Genomic DNA, 16,575 nt, shown 5'->3' with positions numbered 1-16,575 from the left:
AGAGCGGTGGGTTGATTCTTTCGTCTCAACCGAGGCGCGCATTCTACGCTAGCCTCACATCCTGTCAAGCGTTTATTTTGAAGTGTTTCGCTAGAAACCTGAACAACTTCAAACACTTGACTCGCTTCGATCTCTCGTTAGCGGGAGGCGAATTCTACAGCGTTTCAAACCGCTGTCAACCACCTTTTTCACCGCTTTCGAATCGTTCATTTAAGAACCGATCGAAACCCTACCTCGCTATCCTGAACCTGTAACTCATTGATTAACAAGGATTTTCAAGTTCCGACTGCGCCGGAAGTGGGGCGAATTATAGACAGATTGAAACCCTCGTCAACCCCTTTTTTCGAAAGAGTTGAAAGCAGCACGCTTCAAGCTGCATGGAAGGGAAGAAGCACCTCGCTCCGGCCTTCACTTGAAGCTTGAAGCTGCTCCTCAAAGGCTGGGAAACGCGAACTGAGACGCCTCGTGACTAGCCCGTTGCGGCCACCGCTGGGTGATCGCCTTGCGGCGCGTATAAAAGCGCACCCCATCCGGGCCATAGGCATGCAGATCGCCAAACAGCGAACGCTTCCAGCCGCCGAAGCTGTGATAAGCCACCGGCACCGGCAGTGGAACGTTGACGCCCACCATGCCGACTTCAATCTCATCGCAGAACAGCCGCGCCGCTTCGCCATCGCGAGTAAAGATACAGGTACCGTTGCCGTATTCGTGATCATTGATCAACTGCATCGCCGCTTCCAGACTATTGACCCGCACGATGCACAGCACAGGCCCAAAGATCTCTTCTTTATAGATGCGCATTTCAGGGGTGACGTGATCGAACAGGCAACCGCCCAGGAAGAACCCCTCTTCATTACCTGGCACCGAGAAGCCCCGGCCGTCCACTACCAACTTGGCACCGGCTGTTACGCCGTCATCCACATAGCCCGTCACCTTATCGCGATGCTGTCCGGTCACCAGCGGCCCCATGTCCAGGCCACAGGAAGTACCGGCACCGATCTTCAGCGCCTTGATTTGCGGTACCAGCTTGGCTACGAGGGCATCCGCCACTTGGTCACCTACGCATACGGCCACCGAAATCGCCATGCAGCGCTCGCCGCACGAACCGTAGGCCGCGCCCATCAGGGCGTTGACCGCGTTGTCCAAGTCCGCATCGGGCATCAGCACAGCGTGGTTCTTCGCTCCGCCTAACGCCTGCACACGCTTGCCGCGTGCCGTGGCTTCCTTATAGATGTACTCGGCGATCGGCGTCGAACCCACAAAACTCAGCGCCTTGACCTCCGGCGCTTCGATCAGCGCGTCCACCGCCACCTTGTCGCCATGCACAACGTTAAGCACACCTGCGGGCAGACCGGCTTCGAGCAACAGCTGGGCAATGAGCAGCGTCGAGCTAGGGTCACGCTCGGACGGTTTAAGAATGAAACAGTTGCCGCAGGCAATCGCCAGTGGGTACATCCACAACGGCACCATCGCAGGGAAGTTGAACGGTGTGATACCCGCCACGACGCCCAGGGGCTGGAAGTCGGACCAGGCGTCGATGTTCGGGCCCACGTTACGGCTGTACTCGCCCTTGAGGATCTCTGGTGCCGCGCACGCGTACTCGACGTTCTCGATACCGCGTTTGAGCTCACCGGCAGCGTCTTCCAAAGTCTTGCCGTGCTCTTCACTGATCAACTGCGCGATTTTGGCTTCGTTGTCCTGCAGCAGCTGCTTGAAGCGAAACATCACCTGGGCACGTTTGCCCGGCGGCGTATTGCGCCAGGCAGGGAACGCGGCCCTGGCTGAATCAATCGCCTGCTGCACGGTTTCAAGCGACGCCAATGGCACCTTGTGAATGGCGGCACCGGTCGACGGATTGAAAACATCGGCAAAACGCTCGCCGCCAGAAACCAGATCGCCATTGATCAGGTGTTGAATAGTGCTCATGTAAAACTCCCTGGTAATCAGTCGATCTGGTTGAGTGCGACGCCCACGGCATCGAACAGGCGATCAAGGTCCTGCGGATTGGCGTTGAAAGTCGGGCCGAACTGCAGGGTGTCGCCGCCGTAACGCACATAGAACCCGGCTTGCCAGAGCTTCATCGATGCCTCATAGGGGCGCACAATGGCATCGCCGTCGCGCGGTGCCAGCTGAATAGCACCCGCCAGACCGTAGTTGCGGATGTCGAGAATATTGTTCGCGCCCTTGATGCCGTGCAGCACCTTCTCGAAATGGGGCGCCAACTCGGCCGAGCTCTGCACCAGGCTTTCCTTGTGCAACAAATCGAGCGCTGCCAGGCCAGCGGCACAAGCCACCGGGTGAGCCGAATAGGTGTAGCCGTGAGCGAACTCGACAGCGTAGTCAGGCGTGGCCTGGTTCATGAAAGTCTGATAGATCTCGCTGCTGGCCACTACCGCGCCCATCGGAATGGCGCCGTTGGTGACTTGTTTGGCAATGCACATCAGGTCCGGAGTCACGCCAAAGCTCTCGGCACCGAACATTGCCCCGGTACGACCGAACCCGGTGATCACCTCGTCGAAGATCAACAGGATGTTGTGCTGATCGCAGATCTCGCGCAGACGTTTCAGATAACCCTTCGGCGGTGGCAACACACCAGCGGACCCGGCCATCGGCTCAACGATCACGGCCGCGATGTTGGACGCATCGTGCAGCTCGATCAGCTTGAGCATTTCATTGGCGAGCGCGACGCCGCCCAGTTCCGGCTCACCCTTGGAGAAAGCATTTTCCGGCAGCACGGTGTGCGGCAAGTGATCGACATCCAGCAGCGGCCCGAACATCTTGCGGTTGCCGTTGACGCCACCCAGGCTCGTCCCGGCGATGTTAACCCCGTGGTAACCGCGGGCGCGACCGATCAGCTTGGTCTTGGTGGCCTGGCCCTTGAGACGCCAGTAGGCACGGACCATCTTGACGGCGGTGTCGGCACACTCCGAACCTGAGTTGGTATAGAAGACGTGATTGAGTGTGCCCGGTGTCAGCTCGGTAATCTTCTCGGCAAGCTGGAACGACAATGGGTGGCCGTACTGGAACGCTGGCGAGTAATCGAGCACGCCGAGTTGCTTGGCGACTGCCTCCTGAATCTCCTTGCGGGTATGGCCCGCACCGCAGGTCCACAGGCCCGACAGGCTGTCATAGATCTTGCGACCCTTGTCGTCGGTCAGCCAACTGCCTTCGGCAGCAACGATGATGCGCGGATCGCGCTGGAAACTGCGATTGGCCGTATAAGGCATCCAGTGCGCATCCAGCTTGAGCTGGTGGGTAATGCCGACAGGGGCATTCTCGGGCAAGTTCATGATCAACACCTCCTCAATGAAAGTCGTAGGTGACAAGCGTAGATGCCGCTTCAGTCTTGCCCCTACGTTGTCACGGGGATAAAGTCTGGAAAATCCTGCTTTTCAGATCTTCAGTCAGGCGTTTACTAAACTATGGCCACCAGCCGCCGCCCCGCTCCCCTCGCGCAAGTCAGCGATTTCGATATCCGCTTGTTGAAGATTTACCGCAGCGTGGTCGAGTGCGGCGGGTTCTCCGCCGCCGAGAACGTGCTGGGGATTGGCCGCTCGGCCATCAGCCAGCAAATGAGCGACCTTGAACAACGCTTGGGGCTGCGCCTTTGCCAGCGTGGGCGTGCGGGCTTCTCGCTGACCGAAGAAGGACGCGAGGTCTACCAGTCCGCATTGCAATTGCTTGGCGCTCTGGAGAGCTTCCGCACCGAGGTCAACGGCTTGCACCAACACCTGAGGGGCGAACTCAACATTGGCCTGACCGACAACCTGGTCACCCTGCCGCACATGCGCATCACCCACGCCTTGGCACAATTGAAAGACCGCGGGCCGGACGTCCGTATCCAGATCCGCATGATCGCCCCCAGCGAAGTGGAGCAAGGCGTGCTCGATGGCAGCCTGCACGTCGGCGTGGTGCCCCAGGCCAGCCCGTTGTCAGGGCTTGAATACCAACCGTTGTACAGCGAGCGATCGCTGCTGTATTGCGCGGTGGGCCATCCACTGTTCTATGCGGCTGACGACGCCCTGGACGACGAGCGTCTCAACCAGCAGGACGCGATCGCCCCGACCTTTCGCCTGCCCGCCGAGATCCAGGCCCACTACCAGGCACTGCATTGCACCGCCAGCGCATCGGATCGCGAAGGCATGGCATTCCTGATCCTCACCGGTCGCTATATCGGCTACCTGCCGGATCACTACGCGAGCTTCTGGGTGCAACAAGGCCGCTTGCGTGCATTGAAGGCCAGCGAGCGTTTCTATGATTTGAGTCTGTCGTGGGTCACACGCAAAGGACGGCGCCCCCATTTGGTGCTTGAAAGCTTTCTGGAGAGTCTCACGACCACTCGATAGTGCCTTCCGAAACCGTCATATAAATATTTATCTCATTGAAAAATATCGATTAATAAACCTTAATAAAAACTATTCCTGAACACTTGGACAGCTTTTTGCAAAGGCATGGACACACTACGCCACACACTCGTGCCGAGAATCCACCATGCCACCAGAAGCACCCATCACCCAAGACCTGATCTACGGCCTCAACGATCGCCCTAAGCCCGTGCCTGCGTTTCTGGCCGCCCTGCAACATGTGCTGGCCAGCTTTGTGGGCATCATCACCCCGCCGTTGATCATCGGCTCGACGCTGGGCCTGGGCGCGCACATGCCCTACCTGATCAGCATGGCACTGATGGTGTCCGGCGTCGGCACCTTTATCCAGGCGCGCCGGCCGTTCGGCATCGGCGCCGGGATGATCTGCCTCCAAGGCACCAGCTTCGCCTTTCTGGGTGCCGTGCTGTCGGCCGGCTTCATGGTCAAGCAACGCGGTGGCAGCCCGGAAGACATCATGGCGATGATCTTCGGCGTGTGCTTTTTCGGCGCCGTGGTACAGATCGTCCTCAGCCGCTTCATCGGCCAGTTGCGTCGAGTGATCACCCCGCTGGTCACGGGTATCGTCATCACCCTGATCGGCATCAGCCTGATCAAGGTCGGCATCACCGATCTGGGCGGCGGCTTCAATGCGCCGGACTTCGGCGCCCCGGGCAACCTGGCCCTCGGCGGTCTGGTGCTGGTGGTGATCATTGTGCTCAACCGCTCCAACACGCCCTGGATACGCCTGTCATCGATCATCATCGGCCTGTTGGTGGGCAGTATCGCCGCGTGGTTCTCCGGCAAACTGGTGCCCCACGCCCTGCCTGACTTGCCGCTGATCAACGTGCCGGTGCCGTTCAAGTTCGGCTTTGCCTTCGATTGGACGGCGTTCTTCCCGATCGCCTTGATCTACCTGATCAGCAGTATCGAAACCGTCGGCGACCTGACCGCCAACTGCATGCTTTCGCGCCAGCCCATCACCGGCCCGAGCTACATTCAGCGCCTCAAGGGCGGGGTCCTGGGTGATGGCGCCAGCTGCATGATTGCCGCTACCTTCAGCGCATTCCCCAACACCACCTTCGCCCAGAACAACGGCGTGATCCAGTTGACCGGTGTGGCCAGCCGTTATGTGGGGCTGTACATCGGTGCGGTGCTATTCCTGCTCGGCCTGGTGCCCAGTATCGGTGCAGTGCTGCAACAGATCCCCAAGCCGGTGCTCGGCGGCGCGACCCTGGTGATGTTCGGCAGCGTCGCTGCGGCGGGCGTCCGCATCCTCGCGCAGTCGGCGCTGGACCGGCGCAACATGCTGATCATCGCCACCTCGTTCGGCGTCGGCCTGGGCATCGCGGCCGTACCGGACCTGCTGCACCAGATGCCCAAACTGGTGCAGAGCCTGTTCGACTCGGCCATTACCAGCGGCGGCATCACCGCCCTTGTGCTGTGCCTGGTGCTGCCCGAGCCAGAAGCACAGACCAGTGACGCGGCCGTTGCCCTGGAACTCGAAAAACACGCAATTGAAACAAAGGTTTGAGAGTTTTATCAAACGGCGCTTGTCTTGATATGTGTGGGTGCGCTATCAACGCATCAGCCGCACCCACACGACTTGTTCGGAACCGTCCATGACCCTTGAAGTTCCTGCGCACAGCGCCCACAGCAACGGTAAACCCGCCAGCCGTATCCGGCAGAAAAACGAAGAAGCGATCCTTATCGCCGCCGAAGACGAGTTCGCTCGCCATGGTTTCAAAGGCACCAGCATGAACACCATCGCGCTGAACGCCGGCTTGCCCAAGGCCAACTTGCATTACTACTTCAACAACAAGCTCGGCCTGTATATCGCCGTGTTGAGCAACATCATCGAACTCTGGGACAGCACCTTCAACAACCTGACCGTCGACGACGATCCGGCCCTGGCACTGACCCGCTATATCCGCGCCAAGATGGAGTTCTCCCGCCGCCACCCGCAAGCGTCGCGCATCTTCGCCATGGAGATCATCAGCGGCGGCGAGTGCCTGAGCGAGTATTTCAGCCACGACTACCGTGCCTGGTTCCAGGGCCGGGCCGATGTGTTCAGGCAGTGGATCGCAGCCGGCAAGATGGACCCGGTCGACCCGGTTCACTTGATCTTTTTGCTGTGGGGCAGCACTCAGCACTACGCCGACTTTGCCACGCAGATCTGTCGCGTCAGCGGCAAGACGCGCCTGACCAAGCAAGATTTCACTGAAGCGAGCGATAATCTGATCCGCATCGTTCTCAAGGGCTGTGGCCTCACACCCCCGATCGACTGACCTGCTGCGGACTCCTGCAATGCCCTCAACCCTGCTAGATGCTTGCGAATATCGTGAAGATATTCGCAAGAGCCGCTTTATCGCCCTCGCCGCCCCCATCGACAGCGCCGTTGGGGCACAGGCCTTTATCGACCAGTTCAGCGACCTCGCAGCCTCGCACAACTGCTGGGCCTGGAAACTGGGCGATCAATACCGCTCCAGCGACGATGGCGAACCCGGCGGCACCGCCGGGCGTCCGATACTTGCTGCTATCGAGGCGCAGGATTGCGATCGCGTCGTGGTACTGGTAATTCGCTGGTATGGCGGCATCCAATTGGGCACCGGCGGCCTGGCGCGGGCCTATGGGGGGTGTGCCAACAAGTGCCTGCAACAAGCCGCGAAAAAACTGCTGGTCAGCAGAGCACCCTACGCGTGCGAGTGTACTTTCAGTGAGCTGGCTCTGGTGAAGTTGCGCGTCGCCGAAGCGGATGGCGTGATCGAAAACGAAAACTACACGGCCAATGGCGTCGAGTTGCAGTTGGCGCTGGTGCCGTCCTCCGTCGAGACCCTGACTCGGCAACTCGCCGATATCAGCCGTGGACGCATGGTGCTGAGTCCACACTGATAGCCGTGCACATTTGCCCACATCTACTGTGCATCTGCTTGTGGATAAGCTCTTGGCAAACGCGCCTGAGCCCTCTGGACCGTGCCTTTCAACGGATCGATCATTTTTTGATCAACTAGCGATCTGGACCGATCAATTGCCGTTTCAATCATAGGCTTAGTCGGAATTCGTCAGTGTTATAGCGATAGTTGCGGACGTTATGCACAGCGTTACAGGTTGCGCACAGAAGCTGTGGATCAACCTGTGGATAATCCGTGCAAAGCTGCATCCGGGGTAGGCCACAGATTGCCTGCAGAAGGTTGGTTGTTTTTTGATCAGCTCGATTCAGGGCGTCCACACCCCAACGCGCACCCAATCAGTGCTCCCGACGAGGTGCATTCAGCCAATGATGAGTGGCCCCCATACCGTTATCAGGGGCACGCCACCTCGCTATAGGCAAACCTGACTACATGGCCAGGTTTTTGCTTTATTCGAGCGGTCCTCATTCGAGTCGAGCAGGTCATGTCCAACCCAGCCACTGTCCCACGATTGCAGCTGTCCGCCATCAGCAAGCGCTACCCGGGCTGCCTGGCCAACGATCGTATCGATCTGAGCATCGCCCCCGGGGAGATCCACGCGCTGCTCGGCGAGAACGGTGCCGGCAAAAGCACCCTGATGAAAATCATCTACGGCGTTACCCAGCCCGATGACGGACAGATCTTCTGGCAGGGCGAGGCGGTGAAAATGCGCAATCCGGCCCAGGCGCGGGGCTTGGGCGTGGGCATGGTGTTCCAGCATTTCTCGGTGTTCGAGACCCTCACCGTGGCGCAGAACATCGCCCTGGCGATGGATAATGGGCAAACTCCGGCACAACTGGAAACCAGTATCCGCGAGGTGTCGCAGCGCTATGGCATGCCGCTGGAACCCCAGCGCCTGGTGCACAGCCTGTCGATCGGCGAACGCCAGCGCGTGGAGATCGTCCGCTGCCTGATGCAGAACATCCGCTTGCTGATCCTCGATGAGCCCACGTCGGTACTGACGCCGCGAGAGGCCGATGACCTGTTCGTGACCTTGCGGCGCCTGTCCAGTGAAGGCTGCAGCATCCTCTTCATCAGCCACAAGCTGGCCGAAGTACGCGCGCTGTGCCACAGCGCCACCGTACTGCGCGGTGGCCAGGTGTCGGGGCACTGCATACCAGCGCAATGCTCGGACCTGGAGTTGGCGCGCTTGATGGTCGGCGAGGCCGAGGGCTTGAGTGCCCATTACCCGAAAGTCAGTGGTGGCGCAGACTTTCTGCAGATCGACAAACTGTCCTGGCACAACCCCGATCCCTTTGGCTGCTCGCTCAGCGATCTCGACCTACAGGTGCGCAGCGGTGAAATCGTCGGTATCGCCGGAGTCGCCGGCAATGGTCAGGACGAACTGCTGGCGTTGCTCAGCGGCGAGATTACCCTGCCCAGCGCCCAAGCGGCGGCGCTGCGCTTCGCGGGGGCCAAGGTTGGCCATCTGCGCCCCGATGCACGCCGTCGCCTGGGCCTGGCTTTCGTGCCGGCCGAGCGCCTGGGCCATGGCGCAGTGCCCGACATGAGCCTGAGCGACAACGCCTTGCTCACAGCTTTCCAGCAAGGTCTGGTGGAAAACGGCCTGATTCGCCGACACAAGGTCGTGGCCCTGGCCAACGAAATCATCAGCCGCTTTGGGGTCAAAAGCGCTGGCGAACAGGCACCGGCGCGCAGCCTGTCGGGCGGTAATCTGCAGAAATTCATTCTCGGCCGAGAAATCCTTCAGCAACCGCGCTTGCTGATCGCCGCGCACCCGACCTGGGGTGTCGATGTAGGGGCCGCGGCCACTATTCACCGCGCCTTGATCGCCCTGCGCGATGCCGGGGCGGCGATTCTGGTGATCTCCGAAGACCTTGACGAACTGTTTCAAATCAGCGACCGCCTGGGCGCCCTCAGCAGTGGCCGCCTCAGCCGCCTGAAGCCGACCCCGGACACCTCAGCGGTAGAAGTCGGCGGCTGGATGGCTGGCCGTTTCGATCACACCGCTGCCCTTAGCTAATCGGAGCCTGTCATGTTGCTTTCACTCGAACCCCGCGGCCAGCAATCGCGCGCCATGCTCTGGTGCTCGCCGCTGCTGGCGGCCGTGCTCACGTTGGGCTGTGGCTCGCTGTTGTTTTTAGCGCTGGGGCTGGACCCGCTGCTGACCCTGCGGACCTTGCTGATCGATCCGGTCAAGGACCTCTACGGTGTGGGTGAATTGCTGGTCAAGGCGCTGCCGATCCTGCTCTGCGCCTTGGGCCTGGCCGTGGCCTACCAGGCGCGCATCTGGAACATCGGTGCTGAAGGACAATTGCTCATCGGCGCCCTGGCCGGCAGCGCAGTAGCGGTCAATATCATCGACATGGACAGCCGCTGGGCCCTGGTCATGGTACTCAGCGCCGGGACCCTCGCCGGCGCGGCCTGGGCCGGGCTCACCGCGTGGCTGCGCACGCAGTTCAATGCCAACGAAATCCTCACCAGCATCATGCTCAATTACATCGCGCTCAACCTGCTGCTGTATTTCGTCCACGGCCCGCTCAAGGATCCGGCCGGTTTCAATTTCCCCGAGTCGGCGATGTTCGGCGATGCCAGCCGCTTGCCGCTGGTGTTCGCCGATAGCCGCCTGCATGCCGGCTTGTATTTTGCCCTGCTGGCCCTGGTGGCGGTGTGGGTGTTGCTGCAGAGAAGCTTCGTGGGTTTTCAGATCAAGGTGCTCGGCCTGGACAAGCGCGCCGCCGGGTTCGTCGGTTTTCGGGAAAAGTCCCTGGTGTGGTTCGCGCTGTTGATCAGCGGTGCATTGGCCGGGCTCGCGGGCGTGGGCGAGGTGGCGGGGCCGATCGGGCAACTGGTACCGGCGGTGTCGCCAGGTTATGGCTATGCCGCCATTACCGTGGCTTTTCTCGGTCGCCTCAATCCCATCGGGATCGTATTTTCCAGCCTGTTGATGGCCCTGTTGTATCTGGGTGGCGAAAACGCGCAGATGAACCTCAACCTGCCCCAGGCGATCACCCAGTTGTTCCAGGGCATGATGCTGTTCTTCCTGCTGGCCAGTGACGTGTTGATCCTTTACCGCCCGCGCCTCAAGGGGCGTTGGGTAAGGCGCACCGCTATCAATCCGACTCCGGCTCTGGGCTGAGGAAATCGACATGGATATGGAACTGATCAGCAACATTCTGTTTGCCACCGTGCGCTGCGGTACGCCGCTGCTGCTGGTGGCGCTGGGGGAACTGGTGTGCGAAAAGAGCGGCGTGCTCAACCTGGGCCAGGAGGGCATGATGCTGTTCGGCGCGGTAGTGGGCTTTATCGTTGCCGCTAGCACCGGCAGCTTGTGGCTCGGCGTACTGCTGGCGATGGCGGCAGGCATGTTGCTGTCGTCGCTGTTTGCACTGGTGGCGCTGAGCTTCAACGCCAACCAGGTGGCTACCGGCCTCGCCCTGACCATTTTTGGCGTCGGGTTATCGACCTTCGTCGGCGCAGCCTGGGTGGGCAAACCGCTGGCGGGCTTCGAGCCGCTGGCGATCCCGCTGCTCAGCGGCCTGCCGTTGCTGGGGCGCGCGCTGTTCGCTCAGGATGCCCTGGTGTACCTGTCGTTCGTGCTGTTCGCGGTGATTGCCTGGGTGATCCTCAAAAGCCGCGTCGGGCTGATCGTCCAGGCGGTGGGCGAGAATCCCGATGCCGCCAGCGCCATGGGCCTTCCGGTGCTGCGGGTGCGCACGCTGGCGGTGCTGTTCGGTGGCGCCATGGCCGGCCTGGCAGGCGCCTATCTGTCGCTGGCCTATACGCCGATGTGGGCCGAGAACATGAGCGCCGGCCGCGGCTGGATCGCCCTGGCACTGGTAGTGTTCGCCAGCTGGCGGGTCTGGCGATTGCTGCTGGGAGCTTATCTGTTCGGCTTCGCCAGCATCCTGTATCTGGTGGCGCAAGGCCTGGGGTTGGCGATTCCGTCCAACCTGCTGGCGATGCTGCCCTATGTGGCGACCATCGTGGTGCTGGTGTTGCTTTCCCGTGATGCGATTCGCACGCGGTTGTACGCGCCAGTATCGCTGGGGCAACCGTGGCAGCCTGGGCATTGAATTAGGGTGGGTGCGGCCGCCCGCCAAGGGGCCGCAACGGCTTGCGGACAGATAAGCAATTGCACCGTTATAATCCGCACCACCTGGATCAGCAGACAGGGCAAAACTGAGCTGGCTTACCTGAACACACTTTTCAGAGGAGTCGGCTCATGCCCGCGCCCCGTATCTGGTTAAAAAACCCTCTCGCGATCTTCACTGCCAACGGCCTCGACGCCCGTGGTGGCCTGGTGCTGGAAAACGGCATCATCGATCAAGTCCTGGCCGCAGGTGCACAGCCCGCGCGCCCTTGCAATGAAGTGTTCGATGCCCGCGAGCATGTAGTGCTGCCGGGCCTGATCAACACTCACCATCACTTCTATCAAACCCTGACGCGCGCCTGGGCACCGGTGGTCAATCAACCGTTGTTCCCTTGGCTCAAGACGCTCTACCCCGTGTGGGCGCGCCTGACCCCGGAAAAACTCGCACTCGCCAGCAAGGTCGCGCTCACCGAATTGCTGCTGTCCGGCTGCACCACCGCAGCCGATCATCATTACCTGTTCCCCGAAGGCCTGGAAGACGCCATCGACGTGCAGGTCGGTGTGGTGCGCGAACTGGGCATGCGCGCCATGCTTACACGTGGCTCCATGAGCCTGGGCGAGGCGGATGGCGGCCTGCCACCGCAGCAGACCGTGCAGCAAGGTGAAGTGATTCTGGCCGACAGCCAGCGCTTGATCGAGCGCTACCATGAACGTGGCGACGGGGCGCAGATCCAGATCGCCCTGGCGCCCTGCTCGCCGTTTTCGGTGACCACCGAGATCATGCGTGCGAGCGCCGAGATGGCCGAACGCCTGGACGTGCGCCTGCACACCCATCTGGCCGAGACCCTCGACGAAGAGGACTTCTGCTTGCAACGCTTCGGGCTGCGCACCGTTGATTATCTGGACAGCGTCGGCTGGCTAGGGCCACGCACCTGGCTGGCCCATGGCATTCACTTCAACGCGGATGAAATTGCCCGGCTGGGCGCAGCAGGCACAGGTGTGTGTCACTGCCCGAGTTCGAATATGCGCCTGGCGTCGGGGATCTGCCCGACGCTGGACCTGACCGATGCCGGCGCACCGCTTGGGCTGGGCGTGGATGGCTCGGCGTCCAACGATGCCTCGAACATGATTCTTGAAGCGCGCCAGGCCTTGTATCTGCAGCGCCTGCGTTACGGCGCGGCGGCCATTACTCCGGAACGCGTGCTGGGCTGGGCGACGCGAGGCTCGGCGCAGCTGCTCGGGCGCACGGAAATCGGCGAACTGGCGCCGGGCAAACAGGCCGATCTGGCGCTGTTCAAGCTCGACGAACTGCGTTTTTCCGGCAGCCATGATCCGTTGAGCGCGCTGTTGCTGTGCGGCGCCGATCGTGCGGATCGAGTGATGGTCGGCGGGCAGTGGCGAGTCATCGGCGGGCAGGTGCCTGGGCTGGATATCGCGCAGCTGATCGCCCATCACCGCGAGGCCGCGCGGGAGTTGGTGGGCTGATCTGTGTATTGACTGCGCCGGGCTCTTCGCGGGCAAGCCTGCATCTGTGGGAGCACAGCTTGCTGGCGAAGGCGCCAGCAAGCACAACACAAAGATCCCAGTTGGCGCTCGGCCGCTACAACCCCAACAGCGACAGCATGATGAACGTCGCGAACAGCACAAAGTGAGTCATGCCTTCGATGGCGTTGGTTTCGCCGTCGTTGAGGTTGATGGCGGACACCAGCAGCGTGATGAAAATCATCACCGTCTGCACCGGGGTCATCGCCATCTGGAACGCCTGGCCACTGTAGAGCGCCAGCCCTTCCATGACCGGAACAGTGAGGATCACAGTCGACAGTGACGCCCCCAAGGCGATATTGACCACCGACTGCATGCGGTTGGCCAAGGCAGCCCGCAACGCCGTGAGAATCTCGGGCGCCGCCGAGATCGCTGCCACCAGAATCGCCGTTACTACCGGCGGCGCACCACTGCCCTCCAGACCCAGGTCCATGGCCTTGGACATCACTTCGGCCAAGGCGCCGATCACGACGACACCAAACACCAGCAAGCCGATGGACAGGCCCAGGCTAGTGGGCGGATCCTCCTCGGCGAGGTCTTGCGGGGTAGGCCGACGACGTTTCTTCTCCGGGTAGCTGTAGCTGAAGAAGTAACTGTGCGGGCCGACCTGCATGCGCAGAAACAAACCGTACAACAGCAGCATCGCGCCGATGGTGAAGCCCGAATAGAGCTTCCAGTCCGGCTCGGGGATGAACTCGGGCACCACCATCGACACGCCCATGGCGGTCAGGATCATCACGCTGTAGCTGCGCGCCGAGTCATCGTTGTACTGCTGCTCGCCGTGCTTGAGGCCGCCCATCAACGCAGCCAGGCCGAGGATGCCGTTGATATCGAGCATCACCGCGCTATAGATGGTGTCCCGCACCAGCGTTGGCGAAGGCTCGTTGCTCATCATGATCCCCAGAATCACCACCTCCACCAGCACTGCCGCCAGGGTCAGGATCATGGTGCCGTAGGGATCGCCGACCTTCTGCGCCAGCAACTCGGCATGGTGCGCCACCCTGAGCGAGGCACAGATGATTGCCGCGATCAGCGCCAGGCCGGCGGCCAATGCCACGCCGTGCCCGTGCGCGAGCATCGTGTGCTCCAGCGGATAGGCGATACAGGCGGCGATCACCGCCAGGAGGAGGAATTTTTCCTGTTTGAGCTGAACCAGAATGGCGTTCATGAAGCGTCCTTGAGCGGTGCGGCCTGCAGCCACGACTGAATGGTAGAGCAGTGTTCGCTCCCGGCGTTGAGAGTGCATGGGCCGGGTAAAGGTTTCAAAAGGTGTCAGATCGAACCTGGGTTCGTCGCCGCATGGCCAGCCCTGCACCAGTTAGCGGCGCCAGCCCCGGCTGCTGCACCGAGACGCACCGCGCTGCGCCGGGGTGCCCACACCCATTCTCCTGAAAGTCGGCACCCCGGCTATTAATTGTCCTCTTGGTCAGCTTTTTGCATTGCTCAGCGGGCCACATTTCCCGCAACGCCTACAAGATCATATGGAGCTTCTCTGCATGCAGTCTTCCACGCAAAAACGCTATTCCCTGAAAAAGCTGTTGTGCGCCATGACGGCTGTGATCGGCCTTGGCACCAGCCTGATGAGCAGCGCCGCTGACCCGCTGAAAGTGGGCTTCGTCTATATCGGCCCCATCGGTGACCACGGTTGGACCTACCAGCACGAAGTTGGCCGCCAGGCGTTGCAAGAGCAGCTGGGCGACAAGGTCAAGACCAGCTACGTGGAGAACGTCGCGGAAGGTGCCGATGCCGAGCGGGTGATCCGCAACATGGCCAAGGAAAATTACGATCTGATCTTCACTACCTCGTTCGGCTACATGAACCCGACGCTCAAAGTCGCCAAGCAGTTCCCCAAGGTGATCTTCGAGCACGCCACGGGTTACAAGCAGGACAAGAACATGGGCACCTACCTGGCGCGCACCTATGAAGGGCGCTACGTGGGCGGGTTCCTGGCGGCGAAAATGACCAAGACCAAAAAGGTCGGCTACGTGGCCTCCTTCCCGATCCCGGAAGTGATCCGCGATATCAACGCCATCCAGTTGGCGCTGAACAAGTACAACCCCGGTACTGAAATGAAAGTGGTATGGGTCAACTCCTGGTTCGATCCAGGCAAAGAGGCCGACGCCACCAACGCCCTGATCGACCAGGGCGCCGACGTGATCTTCCAGCACACCGATAGCCCGGCGCCTATCCAGACGGCCGAACGTCGCGGCGTCTACGCCGTCGGTTACGCGTCCGACATGGCTCACTTCGGGCCCAAAGCGGTACTGACGTCGATCGTCAACAACTGGGGCCCGCACTACATCCAGGCGACCCAGGCGGTCATCGACCACACCTGGAAGCCTCAGGACTACTGGGGCGGCCTGAAAGAAGGCACGGTGCAATTGCCGATCAGCGACATCGTGCCAGCACCGGTAAAAGCCGAAGCCGAGCAGATCATCGCCAGCATCAAGAGCGGTGAGTTCCATCCGTTCACCGGCCCGATCAAGGACCAGAGCGGCGCAGTCAAGATCGCTGCCGGCGCGACTGCCAGCAATGCCGAGCTGGCCTCGATGAACTACTACATCGAAGGCATGACGGCGCAGATGCCGAAGTAACAATTACGCGATAGCGAGGGGGATTGGCCCCTCGCTACACTGCCCGGCTATGCCCCCAAGTTGCGGAGACAGCCATGCAACAACTTCCCATCATCGACATCAGCCCCCTCTACCTTCCCGAGCAACAAGGATGGGAGCAAGTCGCCCAGGCCATCGACCAGGCGTGCTGCGAATGGGGGTTCTTCTATATCAAGGGCCACCCCATCAGCGCGGCGCGTATCGATGCCGTACAGCAACAAGCCCGTGCCTTTTTCGCCCTCCCGAGCAGCGACAAACTGCAGATCGACATCACTGCCAGCCGCCATCACCGTGGCTACGGCGCCGTCGCTACCGAACAACTGGATCCCAACCTGCCCAGCGACCTCAAGGAAACGTTCGACATGGGCCTGCATCTGCCCGTCGATCACCCCGAGGTCCTGGCGGGCAAGCCTCTGCGTGGTCCCAATCGCCATCCGGACATCCCCGGGTGGGCCGAGCTGATGGAATCCCATTACCTGGACATGCAAGCCCTGGCGCAGACACTGTTGCGCGCCATGACCCTGGCGCTGGAGGTGCCCCGAGACTTTTTCGACAAGCGCTTCGAGCAGCCGGTAAGTGTGCTGCGCTTCATCCACTATCCGCCGCGCCAGACGGCTACCTCTGCCGACCAGCAAGGTGCCGGCGCTCATACCGATTACGGCTGCGTCACTCTGCTGTACCAGGACAATGCGGGCGGCCTGCAGGTACGTGATGTGAATGGCCGCTGGATCGACGCGCCGCCCATCGAAGGTACCTTCGTGGTCAACCTTGGCGACATGATGGCCCGCTGGAGCAATGACCGTTACCTGTCCACACCGCATCGAGTGCTCAGCCCGTTGGGGGTCGACCGTTACTCGATGCCGTTTTTCGCCGAGCCCCACCCCGATACCCTGATCGAATGCCTGCCGGGCTGTCAGGATGCCGAGCATCCAGCCAAATACCCGGTGACCACCTGTGCGGATTTCCTGCTGTCGCGCTTCGCCGACACCTATGCTTATCGCCGGGAGCTCAAATAGCACCTCGCCGGGCGCCATACCCAAGCAAAAACCTGAACCGCA

At 61.1% G+C, this 16,575-nt stretch carries 13 protein-coding genes; 10 read left to right on the top strand and 3 right to left on the bottom strand.

Annotated features, from left to right (window positions below; translation table 11 throughout):
- Window positions 1-432 precede the first annotated feature (432 nt).
- Both LIX93_RS19315 and LIX93_RS19310 read right to left on the bottom strand, forming a co-directional pair.
- The gene (locus LIX93_RS19315; RefSeq protein WP_226505650.1) at window positions 433-1,926 is read right to left on the bottom strand and encodes a CoA-acylating methylmalonate-semialdehyde dehydrogenase; all 1,494 of its coding nucleotides are present in this window, start codon (window positions 1,924-1,926) and stop codon (window positions 433-435) included.
- A 17-nt stretch (window positions 1,927-1,943) separates the two neighbouring features.
- Window positions 1,944-3,290 (bottom strand): aspartate aminotransferase family protein, encoded by a 1,347-nt coding sequence (locus LIX93_RS19310; RefSeq protein ID WP_226505649.1) that lies wholly within the window; start codon window positions 3,288-3,290, stop codon window positions 1,944-1,946.
- 132 nt (window positions 3,291-3,422) lie between these two features.
- Between LIX93_RS19310 and LIX93_RS19305 the strand changes: the two genes are divergently transcribed.
- The 8 genes from LIX93_RS19305 (at window position 3,423) to LIX93_RS19270 (ending at window position 12,848) form a co-directional block, all read left to right on the top strand.
- Entirely contained in the window at window positions 3,423-4,346 is a 924-nt protein-coding gene (locus LIX93_RS19305) for a LysR family transcriptional regulator (protein ID WP_226505648.1), read from the top strand.
- Window positions 4,347-4,491: 145 nt separating this feature from the next.
- Entirely contained in the window at window positions 4,492-5,895 is a 1,404-nt protein-coding gene (locus tag LIX93_RS19300) for a nucleobase:cation symporter-2 family protein (RefSeq protein WP_226505647.1), read from the top strand.
- Between the two features lie 88 nt (window positions 5,896-5,983).
- Window positions 5,984-6,649, top strand: coding sequence for a TetR/AcrR family transcriptional regulator (locus LIX93_RS19295; RefSeq protein ID WP_226505646.1), 666 nt, complete (start codon window positions 5,984-5,986; stop codon window positions 6,647-6,649).
- A 19-nt stretch (window positions 6,650-6,668) separates the two neighbouring features.
- The gene (locus LIX93_RS19290) at window positions 6,669-7,253 is read left to right on the top strand and encodes a YigZ family protein (RefSeq protein ID WP_226505645.1); all 585 of its coding nucleotides are present in this window, start codon (window positions 6,669-6,671) and stop codon (window positions 7,251-7,253) included.
- Window positions 7,254-7,754: 501 nt separating this feature from the next.
- A complete protein-coding gene (locus tag LIX93_RS19285; protein WP_226505644.1) occupies window positions 7,755-9,293 on the top strand; it encodes an ABC transporter ATP-binding protein in 1,539 nt (512 codons plus the stop codon).
- Window positions 9,294-9,305: 12 nt separating this feature from the next.
- Window positions 9,306-10,409: an ABC transporter permease gene (locus LIX93_RS19280; protein WP_226505643.1), complete on the top strand. Its 1,104-nt coding sequence runs from the start codon at window positions 9,306-9,308 to the stop codon at window positions 10,407-10,409.
- 10 nt (window positions 10,410-10,419) lie between these two features.
- Entirely contained in the window at window positions 10,420-11,346 is a 927-nt protein-coding gene (locus LIX93_RS19275; RefSeq protein ID WP_226505642.1) for an ABC transporter permease, read from the top strand.
- 149 nt (window positions 11,347-11,495) lie between these two features.
- Complete coding sequence (locus tag LIX93_RS19270) at window positions 11,496-12,848, top strand: 8-oxoguanine deaminase (RefSeq protein ID WP_226505641.1); 1,353 nt, start codon at window positions 11,496-11,498, stop codon at window positions 12,846-12,848.
- A gap of 115 nt (window positions 12,849-12,963) precedes the next feature.
- On the opposite strand, the gene LIX93_RS19265 is transcribed toward LIX93_RS19270, so the two are convergent.
- The gene (locus LIX93_RS19265; RefSeq protein WP_226505666.1) at window positions 12,964-14,064 is read right to left on the bottom strand and encodes a calcium:proton antiporter; all 1,101 of its coding nucleotides are present in this window, start codon (window positions 14,062-14,064) and stop codon (window positions 12,964-12,966) included.
- Between the two features lie 337 nt (window positions 14,065-14,401).
- On the opposite strand from LIX93_RS19265, the gene LIX93_RS19260 reads away from it, so the two are divergent.
- Together LIX93_RS19260 and LIX93_RS19255 are read left to right on the top strand one after the other, a co-directional pair.
- A complete protein-coding gene (locus tag LIX93_RS19260; RefSeq protein WP_226505640.1) occupies window positions 14,402-15,499 on the top strand; it encodes a BMP family ABC transporter substrate-binding protein in 1,098 nt (365 codons plus the stop codon).
- A gap of 74 nt (window positions 15,500-15,573) precedes the next feature.
- Window positions 15,574-16,533 (top strand): 2-oxoglutarate and iron-dependent oxygenase domain-containing protein, encoded by a 960-nt coding sequence (locus LIX93_RS19255; RefSeq protein ID WP_226505639.1) that lies wholly within the window; start codon window positions 15,574-15,576, stop codon window positions 16,531-16,533.
- The last annotated feature ends 42 nt before the right edge of the window (window positions 16,534-16,575 follow it).

Origin of the sequence: Pseudomonas sp. MWU16-30317, from assembly GCF_020515695.1 — a bacterium.
Lineage (GTDB): Bacteria > Pseudomonadota > Gammaproteobacteria > Pseudomonadales > Pseudomonadaceae > Aquipseudomonas.
This window is presented reverse-complemented; position numbering and strand designations above follow the sequence as displayed.